Genomic DNA, 20,409 nt, shown 5'->3' on the forward strand with positions numbered 1-20,409 from the left:
CAGCACGCGTGGCATTCACCAATAAAAGGAGTTACGCCTTGACCGCACCGACCAAATACCTGCTCGACGAAAGCCAGCTGCCGCGCGCCTGGTACAACATCCAGGCCGATCTGCCGCAGCCCGCGCCCGCGGTGCTGCACCCGGGCACCTTGCAGCCGATCGGGCCGGACGATCTGGCGCCGCTGTTTCCGCTGGAGTTGATCAAGCAAGAGGTGAGCACCGAGCGCGAGATCGAAATCCCCGAGCCGGTGCGCGACATCTACCGCCTCTGGCGCCCGGCCCCGCTGTACCGGGCGCACCGGCTGGAGCGCGCGCTGGGCACCCCGGCCAAGATCTTCTACAAATACGAGGGCGTGAGCCCCGCCGGCAGCCACAAGCCCAACACCGCCATCCCGCAGGCGTTTTACAACCAGCAGGCCGGCGTCAAGCGCCTAACGACCGAGACTGGCGCCGGCCAGTGGGGCACGTCGCTGGCCTTTGCCGGCAGCCTGTTTGATTTGGAAGTGCTGGTGTTCCAGGTGCGCGTGTCCTACGAGCAAAAACCCTATCGCCGCGCCGTGATGGAGACCTACGGCGCACGCTGCGTGGCTTCGCCCTCGGCCGAGACCGTCTATGGCCGCAGCGTGCTGGCGCAGCGCCCCGATCACCCCGGCAGCCTCGGGATTGCGATTTCCGAAGCGGTGGAACTGGCGGTGCAACGCGAGGACACCAAGTACGCGCTCGGCTCGGTGCTCAACCACGTGCTGCTGCACCAGACCGTGATCGGGCTGGAAGCGATGCAGCAGTTGCAGATGGCCGACGCCTGGCCCGATGTGGTGGTGGGCTGCACCGGGGGCGGCTCGAACTTTGCTGGCCTCGCTTTTCCGTTCATGGGCGACGCGCTGCGCGGCGGCCGCAAGGCGCGCATCGTGGCGGTGGAGCCGGCGGCCTGCCCGTCGCTCACGCGCGGCCGCTACGCCTACGACTTTGGCGACACCGGGCACCTGACGCCCCTGACCAAGATGCACACCTTGGGCAGCACCTTCACGCCGCCCGGTTTTCATGCCGGGGGCTTGCGCTACCACGGCATGGCGCCGCTGGTGAGCCACTGCAAAGAGCTGGGTTTGCTCGAAGCCGTGGCCTACACCCAAGGCGAGTGCTTTGCCGCCGGGGTGGCGTTTGCGCGTGCCGAAGGCATCGTGCCCGCGCCCGAGGCCAACCACGCCGTCAAGGGCGCGATCGAGGAGGCGCTGCGCTGCAAGCGCGAGGGCCGCAGCGAGACGATTTTGTTTGGCCTGTGCGGCCACGGCCACTTCGACATGGCCTCGTACCAGAAGTACTTTGCCGGCGAGCTCAAGGACGAAGCCTACGACGAGCAGGAGCTCGCCTTGGCGCTGGCCGGGTTGCCCAGCGTACCCGGGACTGGGGTTTAAGGTTTAGGGCCGCACGACTTCGAGCAGGCGCTCGAGCCCGCCCTGGTTGATCGCCACGTGCGCCTGCGTGCGCACCACCGGCTTGGCCTGAAAAGCCACCGATAGCCCGGCGGCGGCCATCATGGGCAGGTCGTTGGCGCCGTCGCCCACGGCGATGCACTGCGCCGGCTCCAAGCCCAGCAGGCTGGCGACCTCGAGCAGGGTGCGGCGCTTTTCGGCGCCGTCGCAGATGTCGCCCCAGCACTGGGGCAGCAAGCGCCCGGTGAGGGCGCCGCAGTGCGGGCCGCTGCGCAGTTCGAGCACGTTGGCGCGCACGAAGTCGATGCCCAACTCGGCGCGCACGCGCTCGGCAAAAAAAGTGAAGCCCCCCGAGACCAGCAGCGTTTTGAGCCCGGCGGCGCGGCAGGCGGCCACGAGCTCGGCGGCACCGGGGTTGAGGCGCAGCCGCTCGGTATAGACGCGCTCCATATCGGCCACGGTCACGCCCTCGAGCAGCGCCACGCGCCGGCGCAGGCTGTGTTTGAAGTCGGTGATCTCGCCGCGCATGGCGGCTTCGGTGATGGCCGCCACCTCGGCCTTGCGGCCCACGGCGTCGGCGATCTCGTCCACGCACTCGATGTTGATCAGCGTCGAGTCCATGTCGAAGGCGATCAGTTCGAAATCGCGCAGGCGCAGCGGCGGGGCAAAACCTTGGACGACAAGGCCGGGGGCGAATTCGGTGGGGGCGGTCATGGATGAATGATTGTGAATCGAATCGAAGGGAATGTCACGCATCAAACCAGTTGGCCACCTGCAAGCCCGGCACACGCCCGAATTCGCGCGTGTTGCGCGTGACCAGGGTGAGGCCATGCGCCAAGGCGATGCCAGCGATGAGGGTGTCGATGGGGCCGATGGGGCTGCCTTGGGTTTCGAGCTGGGCGCGGGTGCGGGCGGCCTGTTCGGCGCTTTGGGCGTCAAAGGGGTGAGATTGGAAGCGGTTTTGCACGGCCTCCAGCTTGAGCAGTTGGGTGTTGGGGTGGGCCGATTTGTAGGCACCGCTGAGCAGTTCCCAGAGCACGGGGGTGCACAGGCGGATGTCGGTATCGCGTTGTTGCGCCATGTGCTGGCGCACGGCACCCTGGTCTTTGAAAAAATAAATCAGGATGTTGGTGTCGAGCAGGTAGGGCATGGTGCGTGTTCACCAGCTTTGTCGGGGCAGGTCGGGCACTTGGCTGGCGCGCAGGGCTTCGAGCGTGGGGAAGTCGTCGTCGCCCTCGGTGCCGAGGGCGTCGAGCTCGGCGTAGAAGGCGGCCCAGTCGTTGTGTTGGCGGCGCTTTTCGGCGGCCGCAAACTGGGCGAACCATTGACTGAGCGAGAGTTGCTGGCGCGCCGCCGCCGCGCGCGCCGCTTGCAGGGCTTGGTCTTCTAGGTAAATGGTGACTTGGGCCATGCTGCACTCCGAATCAAAAAACCATGGTCGAAATTATAAGTGTTGGCCACTTATACGCTAGGGGTCTGAGACACGGCCAGCGGCGGCCCGAGCGCGCGCAGCACGTCGCGCACCAGTTGCGCCCGGTCTTTGGCTTCGGGCAGGGCGCGTTCGATGCGCAGCTTGTCGTTGCCGGCCAGTTTGATGTGGCGGTTTTTTTGCACCAGTTCGATGATGCGCTGCGGCTCGATGGGCGGGTTGGGCTTGAAACTGATCAGGATCAGGCCCGGTGTGGCATCGACTTTTTGCACGCCGTAGGGGGCGGCGAGCACGCGCAGGCGGTGCACGTCGATCAGGGTCTGGGTGGGCGCGGGCAGCTTGCCGAAGCGGTCCACGATTTCTTCGAGCAGGGTGTCGATCTGCGCGCTGGTCTTGGCGCTGGCGAGCTTTTTGTACAGGCTCAGGCGCAGGTGCACGTCGCCGCAGTAGTCGTTGGGCAGCAGGGCCGGGGCGTGCAGGTTGATGTCGGTGGTGGCGCCCAGGGGGCTGAGCAGGTCGGGTTCGCGCCCGGCCTTGAGCGCATCGACGGCTTCGGCCAGCATCTCGTGGTAGAGCTGAAAACCGACTTCGAGCATGTTGCCGCTCTGGTTTTCGCCCAGCACCTCGCCCGCGCCACGGATTTCGAGGTCGTGCATGGCGAGGTAAAAACCGCTGCCCAGCGCCTCCATCTGCCCGATGGCTTCCAGCCGCTGCTGCGCCGCTTTGCTTAAGCTGTCGATCTCGGGCACCATCAGGTAGGCGTAGGCTTGGTGGTGGCTGCGCCCGACGCGGCCGCGCAACTGGTGCAACTGCGCCAGCCCAAACTTGTCGGCGCGGCTGATGAGGATGGTGTTGGCGCTGGGCACGTCGATGCCGGTTTCGATGATGGTCGAGCACAGCAGCAGGTTGTGGCGCTGGGCCACGAAGTCGCGCATCACGCGCTCGAGTTCGCGTTCGGGCATCTGGCCGTGGGCGATGGCGATGCGCGCCTCGGGCAGCAGCTCGGCCAGTTGGCTGCGGCGGTTTTCGATGGTTTCGACTTCGTTGTGCAAAAAATAGACCTGCCCGCCGCGCATCAGCTCGCGCAGCACCGCTTCGCGGATCACGCCCTTGCCCTCGTTTCGCACAAAGGTTTTGATGGACAGGCGGCGCTGCGGCGCGGTGGCGATCACGCTCAGGTCGCGCAGCCCTTCCAGCGCCAGCCCGAGGGTGCGCGGGATCGGGGTGGCGGTGAGGGTGAGCACATCGACTTCGGCGCGCAGCGCTTTCATGGCCTCTTTGTGGCGCACGCCGAAGCGGTGTTCCTCGTCGATGATGAGCAGGCCGAGGTTTTTGAACTGGGTTTTTTCGCTCAAGAGCTTGTGCGTGCCGACCACGATGTCCACCGTGCCGGCGCGGATGCCTTGCAGGGCGGCGCTGATTTCGCGCGCGCTGCGAAAGCGGCTCATTTCGGCGATTTTTACCGGCCAGTTGGAAAAGCGGTCTTGCAGCGTTTGGTAGTGCTGCTCGGCCAGCAGGGTGGTGGGGGCCAAAAAGGCGACTTGTTTGCCGCCGCTGACGGCCACGAAGGCGGCGCGCAGGGCGACTTCGGTCTTGCCAAAGCCGACGTCGCCGCAGACCAGCCGGTCCATCGGGCGCGGGCTGATGAGGTCCTGGATGACGGCGTGGATGGCGGCTTTTTGGTCGGGCGTTTCTTCGAAGCCAAAGTCGTTGGCGAAGGCCTCGTAGTCTTGCGCCGGAAAGCGAAAGGCGTGGCCCTCGCGCGCGGCGCGGCGGGCGTAGAGGTTGAGCAGCTCGGCGGCGGCGTCGCGCACCTGTTCGGCGGCCTTGCGCCGGGCCTTGTCCCACTGGCCGGAACCCAAGCGGTGCAGCGGCGCTTCGTCGGCGCTCACGCCGGTGTAGCGGCTGATGAGCTGCAACTGGCTCACCGGCACGTAGAGCACCGCTGCGCTGGCGTATTCGAGGTGCAAAAACTCTTGCAGCGCGGGGCTGCCGTCGGCCGTTTTTTCGCCCAGATCGAGGTTGACCAGGCCCCGGTAGCGGCCGATGCCGTGCTGGCTGTGCACCACGGGGTCGCCGAGTTGGAGTTCGCTCAGGTCTTTGATCAGCGCTTCGACGTCGCTGACCTGCTCCTGTTTTTTGCGCCGCCGCGTGCCGGGTGCGGTGGCAAAGAGCTCGGTCTCGGTGACGAAGTCGATGCCGGTGGGTAGCCAGGCAAAGCCGCTGGCCAGCGCGGCGGTGGCCAGGCCGACGGGGGCCGGGCTGGTTTGGAAGGCGGCCAGCGAGTCGAACAGCGGCGGATTCAGGCCGCTGGCGCGCAGGAAGTCGAGCAGGCTGGCGCGCCGGCCCTCGCTCTCGGCCAGCAGCAGGGCGCGCCGGGGGCTGTGCTTTAGCAGCCTGTCGGACCTAGGGATAGTCGGCTGCAAATCGACCGCAGCGGCCCATTTTGCACCGTCTTCTGGCCCCATAGCCGGGCTATGGGGCGGCGAACCCGGCGCAAACTGTTCTCGCTGGGGCCGATTTTCGCTCTCGACGCCCCAAGTCCGACAGGCTGCCAGATGGGCCTTGAGGCGCTCCAGCGGGTCGGTGGCGGCGCGCTGGGCCGCGAGGTCGGGCAGGGTCTGCGCCCAGGCGCTGCTCGGGTCTGGCTGCTCAGATTCCTTGGCCGGTCGCAGCGCCAGTTGCGCCAGCGCCTTGGCCGCCACATAAAAGCCTTCGGCGTCGAGGAACAGCAGTTCGGGCGGCAGCGGTGGGCGCTCCGGGTCGCCAAGGGCGAGGCGGTAGCGCTCGCGCGTGTCGAGCGCAAAGCGCTGGAAGGCGGGTTCGAGCTCGCCGTGCAGCACCAGCGTGGTGGCGCTGCCGAGGTAATCGAACACGGTGGCGGTGGCGTCGAAAAACAGCGGCAGGTAGTACTCGATGCCGGCGCTGGCCACGCCGTTGCCCATGTCTTTGTAGAGGCGGCTGCGGCTCGGGTCGCCTTCGAGCAGTTCGCGCCAGCGCGCACGAAACTGGCTGCGTGCGGCTTCGTCGAGCGGAAACTCGCGCCCCGGCAGCAGCCGCACCTCGGGCACCGGGTGCAGGCTGCGCTGGGTGTCGGGGTCGAAGGTGCGGATGGAGTCGATCTCGTCGTCGAACAGGTCGATGCGGTAGGGCAGCGCAGAGCCCATCGGAAACAGGTCGATCAGGCTGCCGCGCACCGCGTATTCGCCCGGGCCGACGACCTGGCTCACGTGCTGGTAGCCAGCCAGCGTGAGCTGGGCTTTGAGGCGGGCCGCGTCGAGCTGTTGTTGCAGCTTGAATTCGAAACTGTAGGCGGCCAGAAAGGCCGGTGGCGCGAGCCGGTAGAGCGCGGTGGTGGCGGGGATGAGCACCACGTCGGCCCCGAGTGCGCGGTCGCGCTGCACGATGCGCCAGAGCGTGGCCAGGCGCTCCGAGATCAAGTCCTGGTGTGGCGAGAAGCTGTCGTAGGGCAGGGTTTCCCAGTCCGGGAACAGGGCGCAGCGCAGGCCGGGCGCGAAGAAGGGGATTTCGTCGAGCAGGCGCTGGGCGTCGGCGGCGTCGGCGCAGACCACGGCGGTGAGCCGGCCAGCGCGGCGCTCGCGCTCGGCCAGTTGCGCCAGCAGCAAGGCGTCGGCGCTGCCTATGGGGCGCGGCAACTGCAAGCGCTTGCCGGGGCTCAGGGGGGGCAGGTGCATGGTGGGCGGGCGGGTTGGGTAGGGGGGGCCCGCAAGGGGTTCAAAAAGGGGGGCGCAAAAGGCGCAAAAAAAGCGGCAGGGCAATAGCCCAGCGGCTGATTCTAAAATCACACACCGTGACCCATCCCACTGCAAACAAAATACCTGCAATCCCCGCCCCTTGGGGCTGCGTGGCCGACGGGGCCCCGGCGCGCTGCTACGCCCTCATCACCAGCGCGGGCAACGGCAGCCGGGCCGTGCGCCCCGCCGATCCGGCCGCGCCCAAGCAGTACCAACGGCTGGCCGGCCAGCGCGTGATCGAGCACACGCTGGCGGCCTTTCTGGCGCTGCCGCACTGGGCCGGGGTGGCGGTGGTGGTGGCACCCGGCGACGACGCCTACCAGAGCAGCGACGCACGGGTGCGCGTCTGGCCGGTGGGCGGCGCGGTGCGCGCCCAAACCGTGCACAACGGCTTGCAGCAACTGGCCGCCGCCGGGGCCCGCGACAGCGATTGGGTGCTGGTGCACGACGCCGCGCGCTGCCTGATCGAACCCGCGCAGATCGAGCGCCTGCTCGCGGCCTGCTGGGACGACCCGGTCGGCGGCCTGCTGGCGCTGCCGCTGCCCGATACGCTCAAGTCCGCCACAGCCGCCACAGCCGCTACAGCCGCCATGCCCCGGGTGGCGGCCACGCTGGAGCGCGACCACAAATGGCTGGCGCAAACGCCGCAGATGTTCAGGCTCGGGGCCCTGCGCGCGGCGCTGGCGGCGCACCAGGGCAGCGGCTATGCCGGCATCACCGACGAAGCCAGCGCCATCGAGCGCAGCGGGGCCCAGCCGCTGCTGGTGCCGGGCAGTGCCAGCAACTTCAAAATCACCTACCCGGCCGACTTCGCGCTGGCCGAGGCGCTGCTGGCGCAGCGGCAGACGCAGCGCCTGGCGCTCCCCGATTCCGCCACAGCCGCCACTCCCACAACAGCCCCCATGAACCCAGCCAGCCCCGCACCGGCCACCCCCGCCCCCAATCCCCTGGCCGGCCTGCGCATCGGCGAAGGCTGGGACATTCACGCGCTGGTGCCGGGGCGGCCGCTGATTTTGGGCGGCATCCACATCCCGCACCCCAGCGGCCTGCTCGGGCACTCCGACGCCGACGCGCTGCTGCACGCCATCACCGACGCGCTGCTGGGCGCGGCCGCGCTGGGCGACATCGGCACACTGTTCCCCGACACCGACGCGCGCTTCGCTGGGGCCGATTCGGCCCAGTTGCTGGCGCAGGCCATGCAGCGCGTAGCCGAACACGGTTACGCCCTGATCAACCTCGATACCACCGTGATCGCCCAAGCCCCCAAGCTGGCCCCCTACAAAGCGGCCATGCAAGCGCGCATCGCTGAGGTGCTGGGCCTGCAGCCGGGCCAAGTCAATGTGAAAGCCAAAACGGCCGAAAAACTCGGGCCGGTGGGGCAGGGTTTGGCGATCGAATGCCGCGCGGTGGCGCTGTTGCAGCGGGTGGCTTGAGGCGCTGCAACAGTCCTCAAGGCTCGGCGGGTGCCTTCGGCAAACGCAGCCGCGCCAGCAGGCCGCCCGCCACGCCGTTGCGCAGTTCCAGCGCGCCGCCCATGAGTTGCAGGGTTTTGTCGGCGATCGCCAGCCCCAAGCCGCTGCCGTTGGCGGCGGTGCGGGCGCTGTCGGCGCGAAAGAAGGGCTCGGTCAGGCGCGGCAGCAGCGGTGGCGGCACGCCCGGGCCTTGGTCGGCCAGTTGCAGCGTCAGCGTGCCGGACGGGCTGGGTGGGGCGCTGATCTGCAGCCGTAGCAAGCCATCGGGGCTGCGGCCGTAGCGCGAGGCGTTTTGCAGCAGGTTGTCGAGCACACGGCGCAGCTCCACCGGGTCGGCCAGCACGCACAGGCCGGGCGGCACATCCAGGGTCACCGCGCAGTCGGGTGCGCCTTGGTAGGGCAGCAGCGCGGTGGCCGTCAGCTCGGCCAGATCGACGGCTTGCAATTGCTGCACCTGATCGACGCGGGCGTAGTCGAGAAACTTGTCGATGATGGCCGCCACCTGGTCGATGTCGGCCGCCATGAGTTGGCGCGTGGTCTCGTCGGGCACGCTGAGCTCGATTTCCAGCCGCAGCCGCGCCAGCGGGGTGCGCAGATCATGCGAAATGCCGGCCAGCATCAAGGTGCGGTCGGCCTCGGCCTTGGCCAGTTGCTCGGCCATGCGGTTAAAGCCGATGTTGACAGCGCGAATCTCGTGCGTGGCCTCGGTTTCATCGAGTCGCGGCCCGCTGAAGTCGCCCGAGCGCACGCGCGCCGTGGCGGCGCTGAGCTGCAGCAGCGGCTGGTTGATCAGGCGTGCAAACAGGGCCGCTCCGAGCAGGGACAAGGCCGCCGCAATGCCGAGCCAAACCAACCAGGTGGCGCCTCCGACTTGCCCCACCCGGGCCGGATCGGCCAGCAGCCAGAAGCGGTCGCCGTCGATATCAAAGCCGATCCACAGGCCGTCAAAGCCGTTGACTTGGCGCGCCACCACCGTCTGCGGCCCGAGCATGAGCGCCAGTTCGGCGCTGATGCGCCGGCTCAAGGGATCGTAGTCGTAGGCCAGGTGGGTGTCGGCGACCTCACGCACCGCGATGCGCAGATTCTCTTGCTGCAGCAAGGTGGTGACCAGCGAAATGCGGGCGATCGGGTCGGCGTGTGCCAGTGCCGCGCGCGTGAGGTTGACCAGTGTGGCCAGTTGTTGGGCGCTTTGCACCGCACGCGGCTCTTCTTCAAGCGTGCGCAGGGTTTGAAACCAGGCCAGCACCGAGCCCAGCAGCAAAGCCGCGAGCAGCAAAAACGTGCGAGCAAACAGGCTGATTCCCATGCCCCCTTTGTTGCGGCGCGGTTCTGCACCGGCTGGCAGATCAGCTGCTGCCATCGGGGATAAACACATAGCCCACGCCCCAGACCGTTTGCAGGTAGCGCGGCGCGCTTGGGTCGGCTTCGATGAGTTTGCGCAGGCGCGAGACCTGCACATCGAGGCTGCGGTCGAAGGGCTCGAACTCGCGCCCTCGCGCCAGTTGCGCCAGCTTGTCGCGCGACAGCGGCTGGCGCGGGTGCCGCACCAAGGCTTTGAGCATGGAAAACTCGCCACTGGTCAGGCCAATGTCGATGCCGTCTTTTTGCAGGGTGCGCTGCCCAAGGTCGAGCACGAAGGGGCCAAACTGCACCACCTCGTGTTCGGTCGAAGGGGCGCCGGGGACTTCGGGGGGCGGGCGGCGGCGCAACACGGCGTGGATGCGCGCCAGCAACTCGCGTGGGTTGAAGGGTTTGCCCAAATAATCGTCGGCCCCGATTTCCAGCCCGACGATGCGGTCCACGTCTTCGCCCTTGGCGGTGAGCATGATGATGGGGGTGCGCAGCCGCCCGGCGCGCAGGCGGCGGCAGATGCTCAAGCCATCCTCGCCCGGCAACATCAGATCGAGCACGATCAGGTCGAAAGTCTCGCGCTGCAGCAGCTTGTCGAGCGCGCGCGCATCGGCCGCCAGCAGCACCTCGAAGCCCTGCTGGCTCAGGTAGCGGTTGAGCAGGTCGCGGATGCGGGCGTCGTCGTCCACGACCACGATGCGGTCGGTGCGGTGCGGCGGCGGTTCCGGGGTGGGGTGGGGCATGGGGTTGGCGTCAGAGCTAAAACAGTGACAACGATTGTGACACTGGGCGGCCCCAAGGGGGTGGGTCATATAGGCCTGAGAAACGCGCCGTTACAGTTGTTGCGCGTGGCTGCAGCCCCAATCGCCATCGGTCGGGGCTGCTGGTGGCACACTGGGGGTGCACCGCGCAAGGAAAAGCGCGCCACGCACTTTGCATGGGTCCGGTATTACAGGAGCAATCCAATGATTTTTCGTCCTATTTTTCTCTCCGCGCAGTTGCGTTATGGGCTGGCGGGCTTGGCGCTGGGCCTCGGCCTGCTGGGCGCTGGTGCTGCTGCGGCGCAGGTTTCGGTCAACCCGGCTGCGCTGCAGCCACTGCCGCACAACGTGGTGCAGCTGAGCGCCACGGCACAACAGCCGGTGCGCCAAGACTGGCTCACCCTAACGCTGGCGCAGCGCGTGCAGGGTGCCGACCCGGCGGCCTTGCAGCGCCAGCTCAGCCAAAGCGTGGAGGCGGCGTTGCGCCAGTTGCGGCCGCAGGTGCGTGCGGGCGAGTTCGAATTGGGCACGGGCCATTTCAGCCTGCAGCCGCGCCACGACCCCGAGGGCCAGATCGTGGGCTGGATCGGCAGCGCCGAGCTGCTGCTGCAAGGGCGCGACGTGGCAGGGCTGGCCACGGCAGCGGCGCAGGTGCGCGGCCTGAACGTGGCGCAGATGGCGTTTACACTCAGCCCGCAGGCGCGCCAGCAGGTCGAGGCCAGCGTGCGCAGCGCCGCCATCGAGCGCTTTCGCGCCAGCGCGCAGCAGGTGGCGCGCGACTTTGGTTTTACCGATTACAGATTGCGCGAAATCGCCATCAGCGATGGCGAGCAGGATTTTTCGCCCCGGCCGCGCCTGATGATGGCCGCCCAAGCCCGCCTGGACGGTGCCGAGGCCGCCCTGCCCGCCGAACCCGGCACGGCGCAGGTGCAGGTCACGGTGACGGGCACGGTGCAATTGCAGTAGCCGGGGCGCTCACTGCGCCGCCCAGCCGCCGTCCATGTTCCAGGCCGCGCCGCGCACATTGGCGGCCGCCGCCGAGCAGAAAAACACCGCCAGCGCGCCCAGTTCCTCGGGCGTGGTGAACTGCAGCGAGGGTTCCTTCTCGCACAGCAGGTGTTTGGTGGCTTCGGCGTTGCTCAAGCCCAGCGCGGCGGCGCGCTCATCGACCTGTTTTTGCACCAGCGGCGTCAGCACCCAGCCGGGGCAGATGGCGTTGCAGGTCACGCCGGTGGTGGCGGTTTCGAGGGCCACCACCTTGGTCAGGCCCACCAGCGCGTGCTTGGAAGCCACGTAGGCCGCTTTGTAGGCCGATGCCACCAGCCCGTGCACCGAGGCCACGTTGATGATGCGGCCCCAGTTGGCCGCCTTCATGGCCGGCAGCGCCAGCCGCGTGGTATGAAAGGCGCTGCTCAGGTTGATGGCCAGCACCGCGTCCCAGCGCTCGGGCGCAAAGTCCTCGATCGGGGCCACGTGCTGGATGCCGGCGTTGTTGACCAACACATCGATGCGGCCAAACTCCGCCGCCGCGGCGCGCAGCATGGCCTCGATCTGCTGCGGTTGGCTCATGTCGGCCCCCTGGTAGCTGACCCGGGCCCCCGGTGCGGCCACGGCGGCCACTTCGGCGCAAGCGGCTTGCGCGTCGCCAAAGCCATTGAGCACCAGGTGCGCGCCTTGTTGCGCCAGCGCCTTGGCGATCCCTAGGCCAATGCCGCTGGTAGAGCCCGTCACCAGGGCCGTCTTGTTTGCGAGCATGAAAACATCTCCGTTTGATTTACGATAGGCAGGACAAGCTACTGTTTTCTGAATTATCGCGGACAGCACCAGCGCTGGCTGGAGACAAAACTTTCAAGACCGATATGGAACCTACTCTGCACCACTTGGCCGTACCCGGCCCGCTGGCCACGCACGGCGAACCCCGCCGCATCGCCTGGTGGGAGTGGGGGCCAACTGGTGCGCCCGACGCCCCGGCGCAGGTGGTGGTGTGCGTACACGGCCTAACACGCCAGGCGCGCGATTTCGACGTGCTGGCGCAGGCGCTGTTGCAGCGGGCTGCGGTGCAGGTGGTGTGCGTCGATGTGGCCGGGCGCGGCCACAGCGACTGGTTGGCCGACCCATCCGCGTATGCGGTGCCCACCTACGCCGCCGACTTGGCGCTGTTGCTGGCGCACCTGCGTGCGCGCCACGCGGCGGCCACCGGCAGCGCCGAGCCCACCGAACTGTTCATCGACTGGGTGGGCACCAGCATGGGCGGCCTGATCGGCATGGCGCTGGCAGCGCAACCCGGGCTGGGTTTGCGCCGCCTGGTGCTCAACGATGTGGGGCCGGTGATCGAGGCCGCGGCGCTGCGCCGCATTGCCACCTACGTCGGCAATCAGGCCGTCTATGCCAGCGAGCAAGAGGCGGTGCAGGCGCTGGCGCAACTGCACCGGGGTTTCGGCCCGCACAGCCCCGAGCAGTGGCTGGCCTTGTCGCGCCCGATGTTGCGCCCGGTGCAGGGCGGCTGGATGCTGCACTACGACCCGGCCATCGCGCAGCCGCTGCGCGCCATGCAGGCGGCAGGGCAGGCGGCAGGGCAGGCGGTGGGCGCAGACCCCGGCGCAGCCATCCACGCTGGCGAGGCTTTGCTATGGCAAATGTACGAGGCCATCACGGCCGAGGTGCTGCTGCTGCGCGGGGCCGAATCCGACCTGCTCAGCCACGCCACCGCCTTGGCCATGACGCAGCGCGGGCCGCGTGCGCGCCTGCTTGAATTTGCGGGCGTGGGCCATGCGCCCACGCTGGTGGCGCCCGAGCAGGTGGCGCAGGTATGCGATTTTCTGTTGGCTCCATGAGATCGGCCCCTCCGCCACCGGATTTTTCCGCAGCCACAGCAGCCCCTGCAGCCGGGGGACCGTCGCAGGCCCGCGCCGCCGACGAGCAGGCTGCTGTGTTGCGCGCGCGTGCCTTTGCCGAGCCGCTGCTGGCCGCCGAAACGCTCGATACCAGCGAAAACACGCTGGCGCACGCCGACGGCGTGGTTGCCGTGCTGGATCTGATCGGTGGTGGTGCCGAACTCAAAGTCTGCACCTATCTGGTCTATGCCTGCGAGCACCTGAACCGCCCGCGCGAGCTCATCACCAAAGCCTTTGGCGCCGATTTGGCCGCCGTGGCGCTGGAAACCACCAAGCTGGTGCAGTTGCAGCGCCAAACCCGGGTCAAGGCAGCCCAGGTGCGCCTAGAGCGCGCCAGCGGGGCCGATTCTGGCAGCAGCAGCGGCATGCGGGCCACCCCAACTGAGCTCGAAGCCAGTCAGCACGAAAACATCCGCAAGATGCTGCTGGCCTTCTCGCGCGATTTGCGCGTGGTGCTGCTGCGGCTGGCCTCGCGGCTGCAAACGCTGCGCTACATTGCGGCGGCAAAAATCGAGCCCGACCCGGCGCTGGCCAGCGAATCGCTGCACGTGTTTGCACCGCTGGCCAACCGGCTGGGCATCTGGCCGATCAAGTGGGAAATTGAAGACCTGGCCTTTCGCTTCCTGGAGCCCCAAACCTACAAAGACATCGCGCGCCAGCTCGACGAAAAACGCATCGAGCGCGAGAGCCATGTGGAGCAGGTGCGCCAGCAGTTGCAGCAGGCGCTGCGCGCGCAAGGCATCCAGGCCGAGGTGCAGGGGCGGCCCAAGCACATCTACAGCATCGTCAAAAAAATGCGCGGCAAGGCGCTCGATTTCGACCACGTGTTCGACCTGCGCGCCCTGCGCGTGGTGGTGCCGCAGATCGAAGACTGCTACCGCGTGCTGGCCTACGCGCACGCCCACTACAGCCCGCTGCCCGAGGAGTTCGACGACTACATCGGCAAACCCAAGCCCAACGGCTACCAGTCGCTGCACACCGTGATCCGCGACGCGCAGGGGCGCGCCTTCGAGCTGCAGATCCGCACCCAAGGCATGCACGAGCACGCCGAGCACGGCGTGGCGGCGCACTGGGCCTACAAGGAAGCCGGCAGCAAGGGCTACCAAGGCGTGCACGCCGATTCCGATTACGACGCCAAAATCGCCGTGCTGCGCCAGTTGCTGGCCTGGCAGAGCGATGTGGAGAGCGAGCGCCGCCAGGCGGCAACGCAGCCGCTGTTTGACGACGCCATTTACGTGCTGACGCCGCACGCGGCCATCGTCGAGCTGCCCAAGGGGGCCACCGCGCTCGATTTTGCCTACACCGTGCACACCGATCTGGGGCACCGCTGCCGTGGTGCGCGCGTCGATGGGGCCATGGTTGCGCTCAACACGCCGCTGCAAAACGGCCAAACGGTGGAGATCATCGCCAGCAAAGACGGCGGCCCCTCGCGCGACTGGCTCAATCCCGAGCAGGGCTACCTGGTGAGCCACCGCGCCAAGAGCAAGGTGCGGGCCTGGTTCAACGCCCAGGCGGTGCACAGCACCATCCAGCGCGGCCGCGAGCTGCTCGACAAGTGGTTGCAGCGCGAAGGCAAGACCGCCCTCAACCTCGACGATCTGGCCAGCCGCATCGGCTACGACGACGCCGCCAGCCTGTGCGAGGCCTTGGGCAAGGACGAAATCACGCTGCGCACGGTCGAGCAACTGCTCCACCCCACCCAAGCGATGCAAGCCCCGGATGAGGTGCAATTGCGCAAAGCGCGCCACAGCCCGGCCCGCGCCCCGCAAGGCAGCGTGCTGGTGGTGGGCATGGATTCGCTGCTGACGCAACTGGCGCGCTGCTGCAAACCGGCCCCGCCAGACGACATCCGTGGCTACATCACGCGCGGCAAGGGGGTGGGCGTGCACCGCGCCGACTGCCCCGACTACGCCATGCTGGCACAGCGGCACCCGGGCCGGGTGATCGAGGTGCAGTGGAACGGTATCGGCGCCAAAGGCGATGCGGCCACCCACTACGCCGTCGATGTGGCGATCGAGGCGCAGGACCGCCAAGGCCTGTTGCGCGACATATCCGACGCCTTTGCCAGCCAGAAAATCAACGTCATCGGCGTGCAGACGCAAAGCGTGAAAGGGGTGGCCTGGATGACCTTCACGGTCGAAGTCACCGACGCCAGCCGGGTGCAGCGCGTCATGGCCGCCATGCAAGACGTGGCCGGGGTGCGCAGCGTGCGCCGGCGCTAAAGCCTGCTACAATCGCAGGCTTGCAACCGACCTTTAGGCGCGTAGCTCAGCTGGTTAGAGCACCACCTTGACATGGTGGGGGTCGTTGGTTCGAGTCCAATCGCGCCTACCAATCGCACGTTGAAAAAAGCCACAAAGCATCAAGTTTTGTGGCTTTTTTATTTGCTGAGCCTACATCCTCTCGACATCAAGTCCGTGTTTTTCCAGCTTGATTGGGCCTGCAAGGCCAGCAAACGGAGCCGACCGGCCCAGCGCGGCCAGTTAAACTTCCGCTCATGACCGCACCCAGACCCCTCGGCGCAGAGCCGGAGCCAGCGCTTGGCCCGCCCGCCGCCGTTGCCTCGGCCTCGGTCGAGGGCCTGCGCTTCCCCGGCTCGCCGTTCGAGCTGCACCAGCCCTTCGAGCCCGCGGGCGACCAGCCGGCGGCGATCGAGCTGCTGGTGCAAGGGGTGCAAAACGGCGAGCTCTACCAGACCCTGCTGGGCGTGACCGGCTCCGGCAAGACCTACACCATGGCGCACGTGATCGCCCGGCTGGGCCGGCCGGCGATCGTCTTTGCGCCCAACAAAACGCTGGCGGCGCAGTTGTACAGCGAGTTTCGCGAGTTCTTCCCCAACAACGCAGTCGAATACTTCGTCAGCTACTACGACTACTACCAGCCCGAGGCCTACGTGCCGCAGCGCGATCTGTTCATCGAAAAAGACAGCGCCATCAACGAGCACATCGAGCAGATGCGGCTCTCGTGCACCAAAAGCCTGCTGGAGCGGCGCGATGTGCTGATCGTGGCCAGCGTCTCGGCGATCTACGGCATCGGCCAGCCCGAGAGCTACCACCGCATGATCATGACGCTGCGCGTGGGCGACCGCTTGGGCCAGCGCGACGCCATCGCGCAGCTGGTGCGCATGCAGTATGAGCGTAACGAGCAGGATTTTGCTCGCGGCCTGTTTCGGGTGCGCGGCGACACCATCGACGTCTTTCCGGCCGAGCACTCGGAGCTGGCGCTGCGCATCGAGTTGTTTGACGACGAAGTCGAAGCGCTGCAACTGTTTGACCCGCTCACCGGGCGCATCCGCCAGCGCATCCCGCGCTTTACGGTTTACCCCAGCAGCCACTACGTGACGCCGCGCGAGCAGGTGTTGGCGGCGGTCGAGGCCATTAAGCTCGAGCTGGCGCAGCGCCTGCCCGAGCTGGTGGCGGCGGGCAAGCTGGTCGAGGCCCAGCGGCTGGAGCAGCGCACGCGCTTCGACCTCGAGATGCTGGTCGAGGTTGGCCACTGCAAGGGGATCGAGAACTACTCGCGCCACCTCTCGGGTGCGGCCCCGGGCGAGCCGCCGGCCACCCTGTGCGACTACCTGCCGCCCGATGCGCTCATGTTCTTGGATGAGAGCCACGTCATGATCGGCCAGCTCGGCGGCATGTACCACGGCGACCGCTCGCGCAAGGCCACGCTGGTCGAGTACGGCTTTCGGCTGCCGAGCGCGCTCGACAACCGGCCGCTCAAGTTCGAGGAGTTCCAGGCGCGCATGCGCCAGTGCATTTTCGTCTCGGCCACCCCGGCCGAGTTCGAGCGCCAGCACGCCGGCCAGGTGGTGGAGCAGGTGGTGCGCCCGACCGGGCTGGTGGACCCGCTGCTCGAAGTGCGCCCGGCCACGCACCAGGTCGATGACGCGCTGCAAGAAATCCGCCTGCGCGTGCAGCGCAGCGAGCGCGTGCTCATCACCGTGCTGACCAAGCGCATGGCCGAGCAGTTGACCGAGTACCTGAACGAAAACGGCGTGCGCGTGCGCTACCTGCACTCCGACATCGACACCGTGGAGCGGGTCGAGATCATCCGCGACCTGCGCCTGGGTGTTTTTGATGTGCTGGTGGGCATCAACTTGCTGCGCGAAGGGCTGGATATACCCGAAGTCAGCTTGGTGGCGATTTTGGACGCCGACAAAGAAGGCTTTTTGCGCTCCGAGCGCAGCCTGATCCAGACCATCGGCCGCGCGGCGCGCCACCTCAACGGCATGGCGATTTTGTATGCGGATCGCGTCACCGACTCGATGCGGCGCGCCATCGGCGAGACCGAGCGCCGCCGCACCAAGCAACTGGCCTTCAACGCCGAACACGGCATCACGCCCGTCGGGGTGGTCAAGCGCATCAAAGATTTGATCGACGGCGTGCAGAGCGACAAAGCCAGCGAGCAGGCGCAGCGCCAGGAGCTGGCCCGGGTGCAGCAGGCCGAAATCCAGGACATGAGCGAGAAAGACCTGTCCAAAGAGATCAAGCGGCTGGAAAAGCTGATGTTCGAGCACGCGCGCAAGCTCGAATTCGAGCAGGCCGCCCAGGCGCGCGACCGCTTGACGCAACTCAAAGATCGGGTGCTGGGGGCGCACACGCCACTGTAGCCCCTCACCCGTTTCGGGGAGCCCGGCCAGGGCTGGCGTGGCCCACAATCGCAGCATGCCCAGCATCACGCGCATCTACCTGATCGAAGACGACCGCACCGTGTTGCAATTTGTGCAGCACGCGCTGGCGCTGCGGCCCGATTGGCGCCTGGTCGGGCATTCCGAGACCTTTGCCCATGCCCGCATCATGGCCCCCAACAGCCTGGCCGATGTGTATTTGGTCGATCTGGGCCTGCCCGATGGCCGCGGCGAAGACATGCTGCGCCTGCTGGCCCTGACCAAGCCCGAGGCCGAGCTGCTGGTGTTCACCGTCTTTGGCGACGAGTCGCGCCTCATCAACGCCCTGCAATCCGGGGCCACCGGCTATGTGCTCAAGGGCTGCAACGCCACCGAGCTGATCGAGGCCATCGAGCAGATTTGCGAGGGTGGGGCGCCGATTTCGCCGCTGCTGGCGCGGTTGTTGCTCAAGCAATTGCGCAACAACGCCCCGGCGCAGGCGGCCGACATCAATGGAGCCATACCGGCGCTGTCGGAGCGCGAAACCGAGGTGCTCAAGCTGGTGGCGCAAGGCTATGTGAACAAAGAGATCGCCTCCAAGCTCGGCATCGGCACCGCCACCGTGAGCACGCACATCAAAAACCTGTACCGCAAGCTGGCGGTGCACACCCGGGTGCAGGTGGTGCGGGCGGCGCAGGAGCGGGGCCTGTTGTGAGGGGCTTGCCACCGGTGCCGCCACTGCCCGAGCACACCGCTGGGCGGGTTCCGCATTACGTCTGGGTGGCGCTGCTGCTGCTGGGTTTGCTGTGGGCGCTGCACAGCGTCTCGCGGCCGTCTGCCCCCGAAGGCGCCGTGACCTTGCGCCAGGCGCTGGCCAGCCTGCCGCAGCAGCCGCAGGAGCCGCCGCAGCGGGTGGCTTTGCCGCACATTCTGGACGACCAACCGGCTGCCTGGTGGGGCCAAGTGGACTACCAGCTCGACTGGCCGCGCGAACTGCACTACGACGACCCCGCCCAAACCCGGCTGGCGCTGTTGCTGCCGCGCGTGGGCACGCGCTTTCGGGTGCTGCTCAATGGGCAAGAAATCTACCAGGTCGGCTGGTACGCCGCGCCCGAGCGCAACATCCTGAGCGCCTGGTTCCCCTATCTGGTCAACTTGCCACCGGGGCTGCTGCACCCCGACCCGCAACACAACACGATACACATCCAAGTTCAGGGCCAGTTGCTCGAGCGCAGCGGTTTGTGGCCCTTGCAAATCGGCTACCACAGCGCCTTGTTCGAGCGCCACCAGGTGCTCGAAGTTTGGCAAGTCAAGGGCACGTGGATGATGCTCATCAGCTCGTTGCTGATGGGCCTGCTCTCGCTGCACCTGTGGCGCACCTTGCGCGAGCGCCTGTTTTTGCTGTTGGCGCTGGCGGCGCTGGCGCATACCGTGCGGCTGGCCCTTTCGGTCTCGCTCGAACCGGTGCTGAGCTATGGCTGGTATTTTTATTTGCACCGGCTTGCCTTTACCTGGTACGTGGGGTTTTTCCTGCTGTTCGTGGCCGAACTGCTGGTCTTTCGCGACCGGCTCGTGCACGGACTGGCCTGGTTTCTGATTGCCTTTGGTCCGTTCTGGCTGGCTTGGACCTTGTATACACAGAACTACGATTTTTATCGCATCTGGGCCGCAGCCTTGGCCGCCTGCGGAGCCATTTCGCTGCTGTGGCTGCTGTTCAAGGCGCGCCAGCGCGGCGCCTTCGACGCCGATCAAATCTTGGTGCTGTTGGTGGCGGTGTTTACGCTGGCCACCGGCGTGCGCGATTTTTTGGTGGTGCAACTCAATTTCCCGGGCGATGCCGACTTGCGCTGGACTTCGCTGGGCAGCCTAGCCTTGCTCTTTACCCTGAGCTGGGTGTTGGCGCAGCGGGCCACCGCCTCCACGCGCGAGGTGTACCGGCTCAACCAGTCGCTGGCTGGAACGGTGGCCAAGCGCGAGGCCGAGTTGCGCCAGGCCTTCGAGCAACTGCGCGCCTCCGAGCAGCAGCGCGCTATCGAGGGCGAGCGCCGGCGCCTGATGCGCGACATGCACGACGGCCTAGGCAGCCAACTGGTGCAGACCCTCAACATGGTGCGCAGCCAGAGGGATACGCTGGATGCGGCCTCGGTCGAATCCATGATTCACCACGCGCTCGACGAGCTGCGCCTGATGCTCGATTCGCTGGAGCCGATGGAGGGCGACCTCGCCACCATCTTGGGCACCTTCCGCCAGCGTGTCGAACCCGCCTTGGTAGCTGCCGGGATCGAGCTCGACTGGCAGGTGCAAGACGTTCCCGTGCTGGCGACCTTGGATGCCCAGGGAGTGATGCACCTGTTTCGCTGCATGCAAGAGATTTTTGCCAATGTGGTCAAACACGCCCAGGCGCGCCGCGTGTGCGTGCGCACGCGCCACGATGAAGTGCACGTCTACCTGAGCGTGACCGACGACGGCGTGGGCTTGCAGCGCCAGCAGGCCAGGCAGCCGCAGCAGCGCGGATTGAGCAATTTGCGGGCGCGCGCCGGCAAGCTCGGGGCCGAGCTGCGCTTTTTCAACGCCAAGCCAGGAACCGGGGTCGAATTTGCCTTTCCAATCCATCGCACCCTCACGCCAGAAGCGGTGGACACGGCGCCGCCCATCAAGTGAACAGCCCAATAGCCCTAGGCGCTCCAAGACCAAGCAAAAGAGTCGGAT

15 protein-coding genes and 1 tRNA gene are annotated in these 20,409 nt (G+C 67.1%); 9 read left to right on the plus strand and 7 right to left on the minus strand.

Features of this window, described 5'->3' with window-relative positions:
* Positions 1 to 38 precede the first annotated feature (38 nt).
* Positions 39 to 1,412: a TrpB-like pyridoxal phosphate-dependent enzyme gene (locus SRAA_RS02635; protein ID WP_045530773.1), complete on the plus strand. Its 1,374-nt coding sequence runs from the start codon at positions 39 to 41 to the stop codon at positions 1,410 to 1,412.
* Between the two features lie 3 nt (positions 1,413 to 1,415).
* On the opposite strand, the gene serB is transcribed toward SRAA_RS02635, so the two are convergent.
* Genes serB through mfd form a run of 4 tightly spaced genes read right to left on the minus strand, consistent with a single transcriptional unit; the run spans position 1,416 to position 6,554 of the window.
* Positions 1,416 to 2,144 carry a phosphoserine phosphatase SerB gene (gene serB, locus SRAA_RS02640; RefSeq protein WP_045530774.1) on the minus strand — a complete coding sequence of 243 codons (729 nt, stop codon included), beginning with the start codon at positions 2,142 to 2,144 and terminating at the stop codon, positions 1,416 to 1,418.
* Between the two features lie 34 nt (positions 2,145 to 2,178).
* Positions 2,179 to 2,580, minus strand: coding sequence for a type II toxin-antitoxin system VapC family toxin (locus SRAA_RS02645; RefSeq protein ID WP_045530775.1), 402 nt, complete (start codon positions 2,578 to 2,580; stop codon positions 2,179 to 2,181).
* 9 nt (positions 2,581 to 2,589) lie between these two features.
* Complete coding sequence (locus SRAA_RS02650) at positions 2,590 to 2,841, minus strand: hypothetical protein (RefSeq protein WP_045530776.1); 252 nt, start codon at positions 2,839 to 2,841, stop codon at positions 2,590 to 2,592.
* 50 nt (positions 2,842 to 2,891) lie between these two features.
* Positions 2,892 to 6,554 carry a transcription-repair coupling factor gene (gene mfd / locus SRAA_RS12690; protein ID WP_231849316.1) on the minus strand — a complete coding sequence of 1,221 codons (3,663 nt, stop codon included), beginning with the start codon at positions 6,552 to 6,554 and terminating at the stop codon, positions 2,892 to 2,894.
* A gap of 116 nt (positions 6,555 to 6,670) precedes the next feature.
* On the opposite strand from mfd, the gene ispF reads away from it, so the two are divergent.
* A complete protein-coding gene (gene ispF, locus SRAA_RS12810; RefSeq protein ID WP_275451283.1) occupies positions 6,671 to 8,047 on the plus strand; it encodes a 2-C-methyl-D-erythritol 2,4-cyclodiphosphate synthase in 1,377 nt (458 codons plus the stop codon).
* A gap of 16 nt (positions 8,048 to 8,063) precedes the next feature.
* Here the strand turns inward: ispF and SRAA_RS02665 are convergent, their stop codons facing one another.
* Positions 8,064 to 9,392 carry an ATP-binding protein gene (locus SRAA_RS02665; RefSeq protein ID WP_082040074.1) on the minus strand — a complete coding sequence of 443 codons (1,329 nt, stop codon included), beginning with the start codon at positions 9,390 to 9,392 and terminating at the stop codon, positions 8,064 to 8,066.
* Between the two features lie 40 nt (positions 9,393 to 9,432).
* The gene (gene ompR / locus SRAA_RS02670) at positions 9,433 to 10,179 is read right to left on the minus strand and encodes an osmolarity response regulator transcription factor OmpR (protein ID WP_045530779.1); all 747 of its coding nucleotides are present in this window, start codon (positions 10,177 to 10,179) and stop codon (positions 9,433 to 9,435) included.
* A gap of 222 nt (positions 10,180 to 10,401) precedes the next feature.
* On the opposite strand from ompR, the gene SRAA_RS02675 reads away from it, so the two are divergent.
* A complete protein-coding gene (locus tag SRAA_RS02675) occupies positions 10,402 to 11,163 on the plus strand; it encodes an SIMPL domain-containing protein (RefSeq protein WP_052467459.1) in 762 nt (253 codons plus the stop codon).
* A 9-nt stretch (positions 11,164 to 11,172) separates the two neighbouring features.
* Here the strand turns inward: SRAA_RS02675 and SRAA_RS02680 are convergent, their stop codons facing one another.
* Entirely contained in the window at positions 11,173 to 11,952 is a 780-nt protein-coding gene (locus SRAA_RS02680) for a 3-hydroxybutyrate dehydrogenase (protein ID WP_045530780.1), read from the minus strand.
* 104 nt (positions 11,953 to 12,056) lie between these two features.
* Here SRAA_RS02680 and SRAA_RS02685 point away from each other — a divergent pair, with 104 nt between their 5' ends.
* The 6 genes from SRAA_RS02685 to SRAA_RS12010 all read left to right on the plus strand — a co-directional run bounded on the left by SRAA_RS02685 (position 12,057) and on the right by SRAA_RS12010 (position 20,361).
* Positions 12,057 to 13,031 (plus strand): alpha/beta fold hydrolase, encoded by a 975-nt coding sequence (locus SRAA_RS02685; protein WP_052467460.1) that lies wholly within the window; start codon positions 12,057 to 12,059, stop codon positions 13,029 to 13,031.
* Positions 13,028 to 15,313 carry a RelA/SpoT family protein gene (locus SRAA_RS02690; protein WP_045530782.1) on the plus strand — a complete coding sequence of 762 codons (2,286 nt, stop codon included), beginning with the start codon at positions 13,028 to 13,030 and terminating at the stop codon, positions 15,311 to 15,313. Before SRAA_RS02685 ends, SRAA_RS02690 begins: the two co-directional genes overlap by 4 nt.
* Positions 15,314 to 15,348: 35 nt before the next feature.
* A tRNA-Val gene (locus tag SRAA_RS02695) sits at positions 15,349 to 15,425 on the plus strand.
* Positions 15,426 to 15,588: 163 nt separating this feature from the next.
* Positions 15,589 to 17,703 (plus strand): excinuclease ABC subunit UvrB, encoded by a 2,115-nt coding sequence (uvrB, locus tag SRAA_RS02700; protein WP_045530784.1) that lies wholly within the window; start codon positions 15,589 to 15,591, stop codon positions 17,701 to 17,703.
* A 55-nt stretch (positions 17,704 to 17,758) separates the two neighbouring features.
* Positions 17,759 to 18,415, plus strand: a complete 657-nt coding sequence (locus SRAA_RS02705) for a LuxR C-terminal-related transcriptional regulator (RefSeq protein WP_045533157.1) — start codon at positions 17,759 to 17,761, stop codon at positions 18,413 to 18,415.
* Positions 18,412 to 20,361 carry a sensor histidine kinase gene (locus SRAA_RS12010; protein ID WP_144318688.1) on the plus strand — a complete coding sequence of 650 codons (1,950 nt, stop codon included), beginning with the start codon at positions 18,412 to 18,414 and terminating at the stop codon, positions 20,359 to 20,361. Before SRAA_RS02705 ends, SRAA_RS12010 begins: the two co-directional genes overlap by 4 nt.
* Positions 20,362 to 20,409 lie beyond the last annotated feature (48 nt).

Origin of the sequence: Serpentinimonas raichei, from assembly GCF_000828895.1 — a bacterium.
GTDB lineage: Bacteria > Pseudomonadota > Gammaproteobacteria > Burkholderiales > Burkholderiaceae_C > Serpentinimonas > Serpentinimonas raichei.

Coding starts and splice junctions, on each gene's coding strand:
- SRAA_RS02665 (WP_082040074.1), bottom strand. CDS start 9,392: ATGGGAATCAGCCTGTTTGCTCGCACGTTTTTGCTGCTCGCGGCTTTG.
- SRAA_RS02675 (WP_052467459.1), top strand. CDS start 10,402: ATGATTTTTCGTCCTATTTTTCTCTCCGCGCAGTTGCGTTATGGGCTG.
- SRAA_RS02650 (WP_045530776.1), bottom strand. CDS start 2,841: ATGGCCCAAGTCACCATTTACCTAGAAGACCAAGCCCTGCAAGCGGCG.
- uvrB (WP_045530784.1), top strand. CDS start 15,589: ATGACCGCACCCAGACCCCTCGGCGCAGAGCCGGAGCCAGCGCTTGGC.
- SRAA_RS02685 (WP_052467460.1), top strand. CDS start 12,057: ATGGAACCTACTCTGCACCACTTGGCCGTACCCGGCCCGCTGGCCACG.
- serB (WP_045530774.1), bottom strand. CDS start 2,144: ATGACCGCCCCCACCGAATTCGCCCCCGGCCTTGTCGTCCAAGGTTTT.
- SRAA_RS02705 (WP_045533157.1), top strand. CDS start 17,759: ATGCCCAGCATCACGCGCATCTACCTGATCGAAGACGACCGCACCGTG.
- SRAA_RS02690 (WP_045530782.1), top strand. CDS start 13,028: ATGAGATCGGCCCCTCCGCCACCGGATTTTTCCGCAGCCACAGCAGCC.
- SRAA_RS02645 (WP_045530775.1), bottom strand. CDS start 2,580: ATGCCCTACCTGCTCGACACCAACATCCTGATTTATTTTTTCAAAGAC.
- mfd (WP_231849316.1), bottom strand. CDS start 6,554: ATGCACCTGCCCCCCCTGAGCCCCGGCAAGCGCTTGCAGTTGCCGCGC.
- ompR (WP_045530779.1), bottom strand. CDS start 10,179: ATGCCCCACCCCACCCCGGAACCGCCGCCGCACCGCACCGACCGCATC.
- SRAA_RS02680 (WP_045530780.1), bottom strand. CDS start 11,952: ATGCTCGCAAACAAGACGGCCCTGGTGACGGGCTCTACCAGCGGCATT.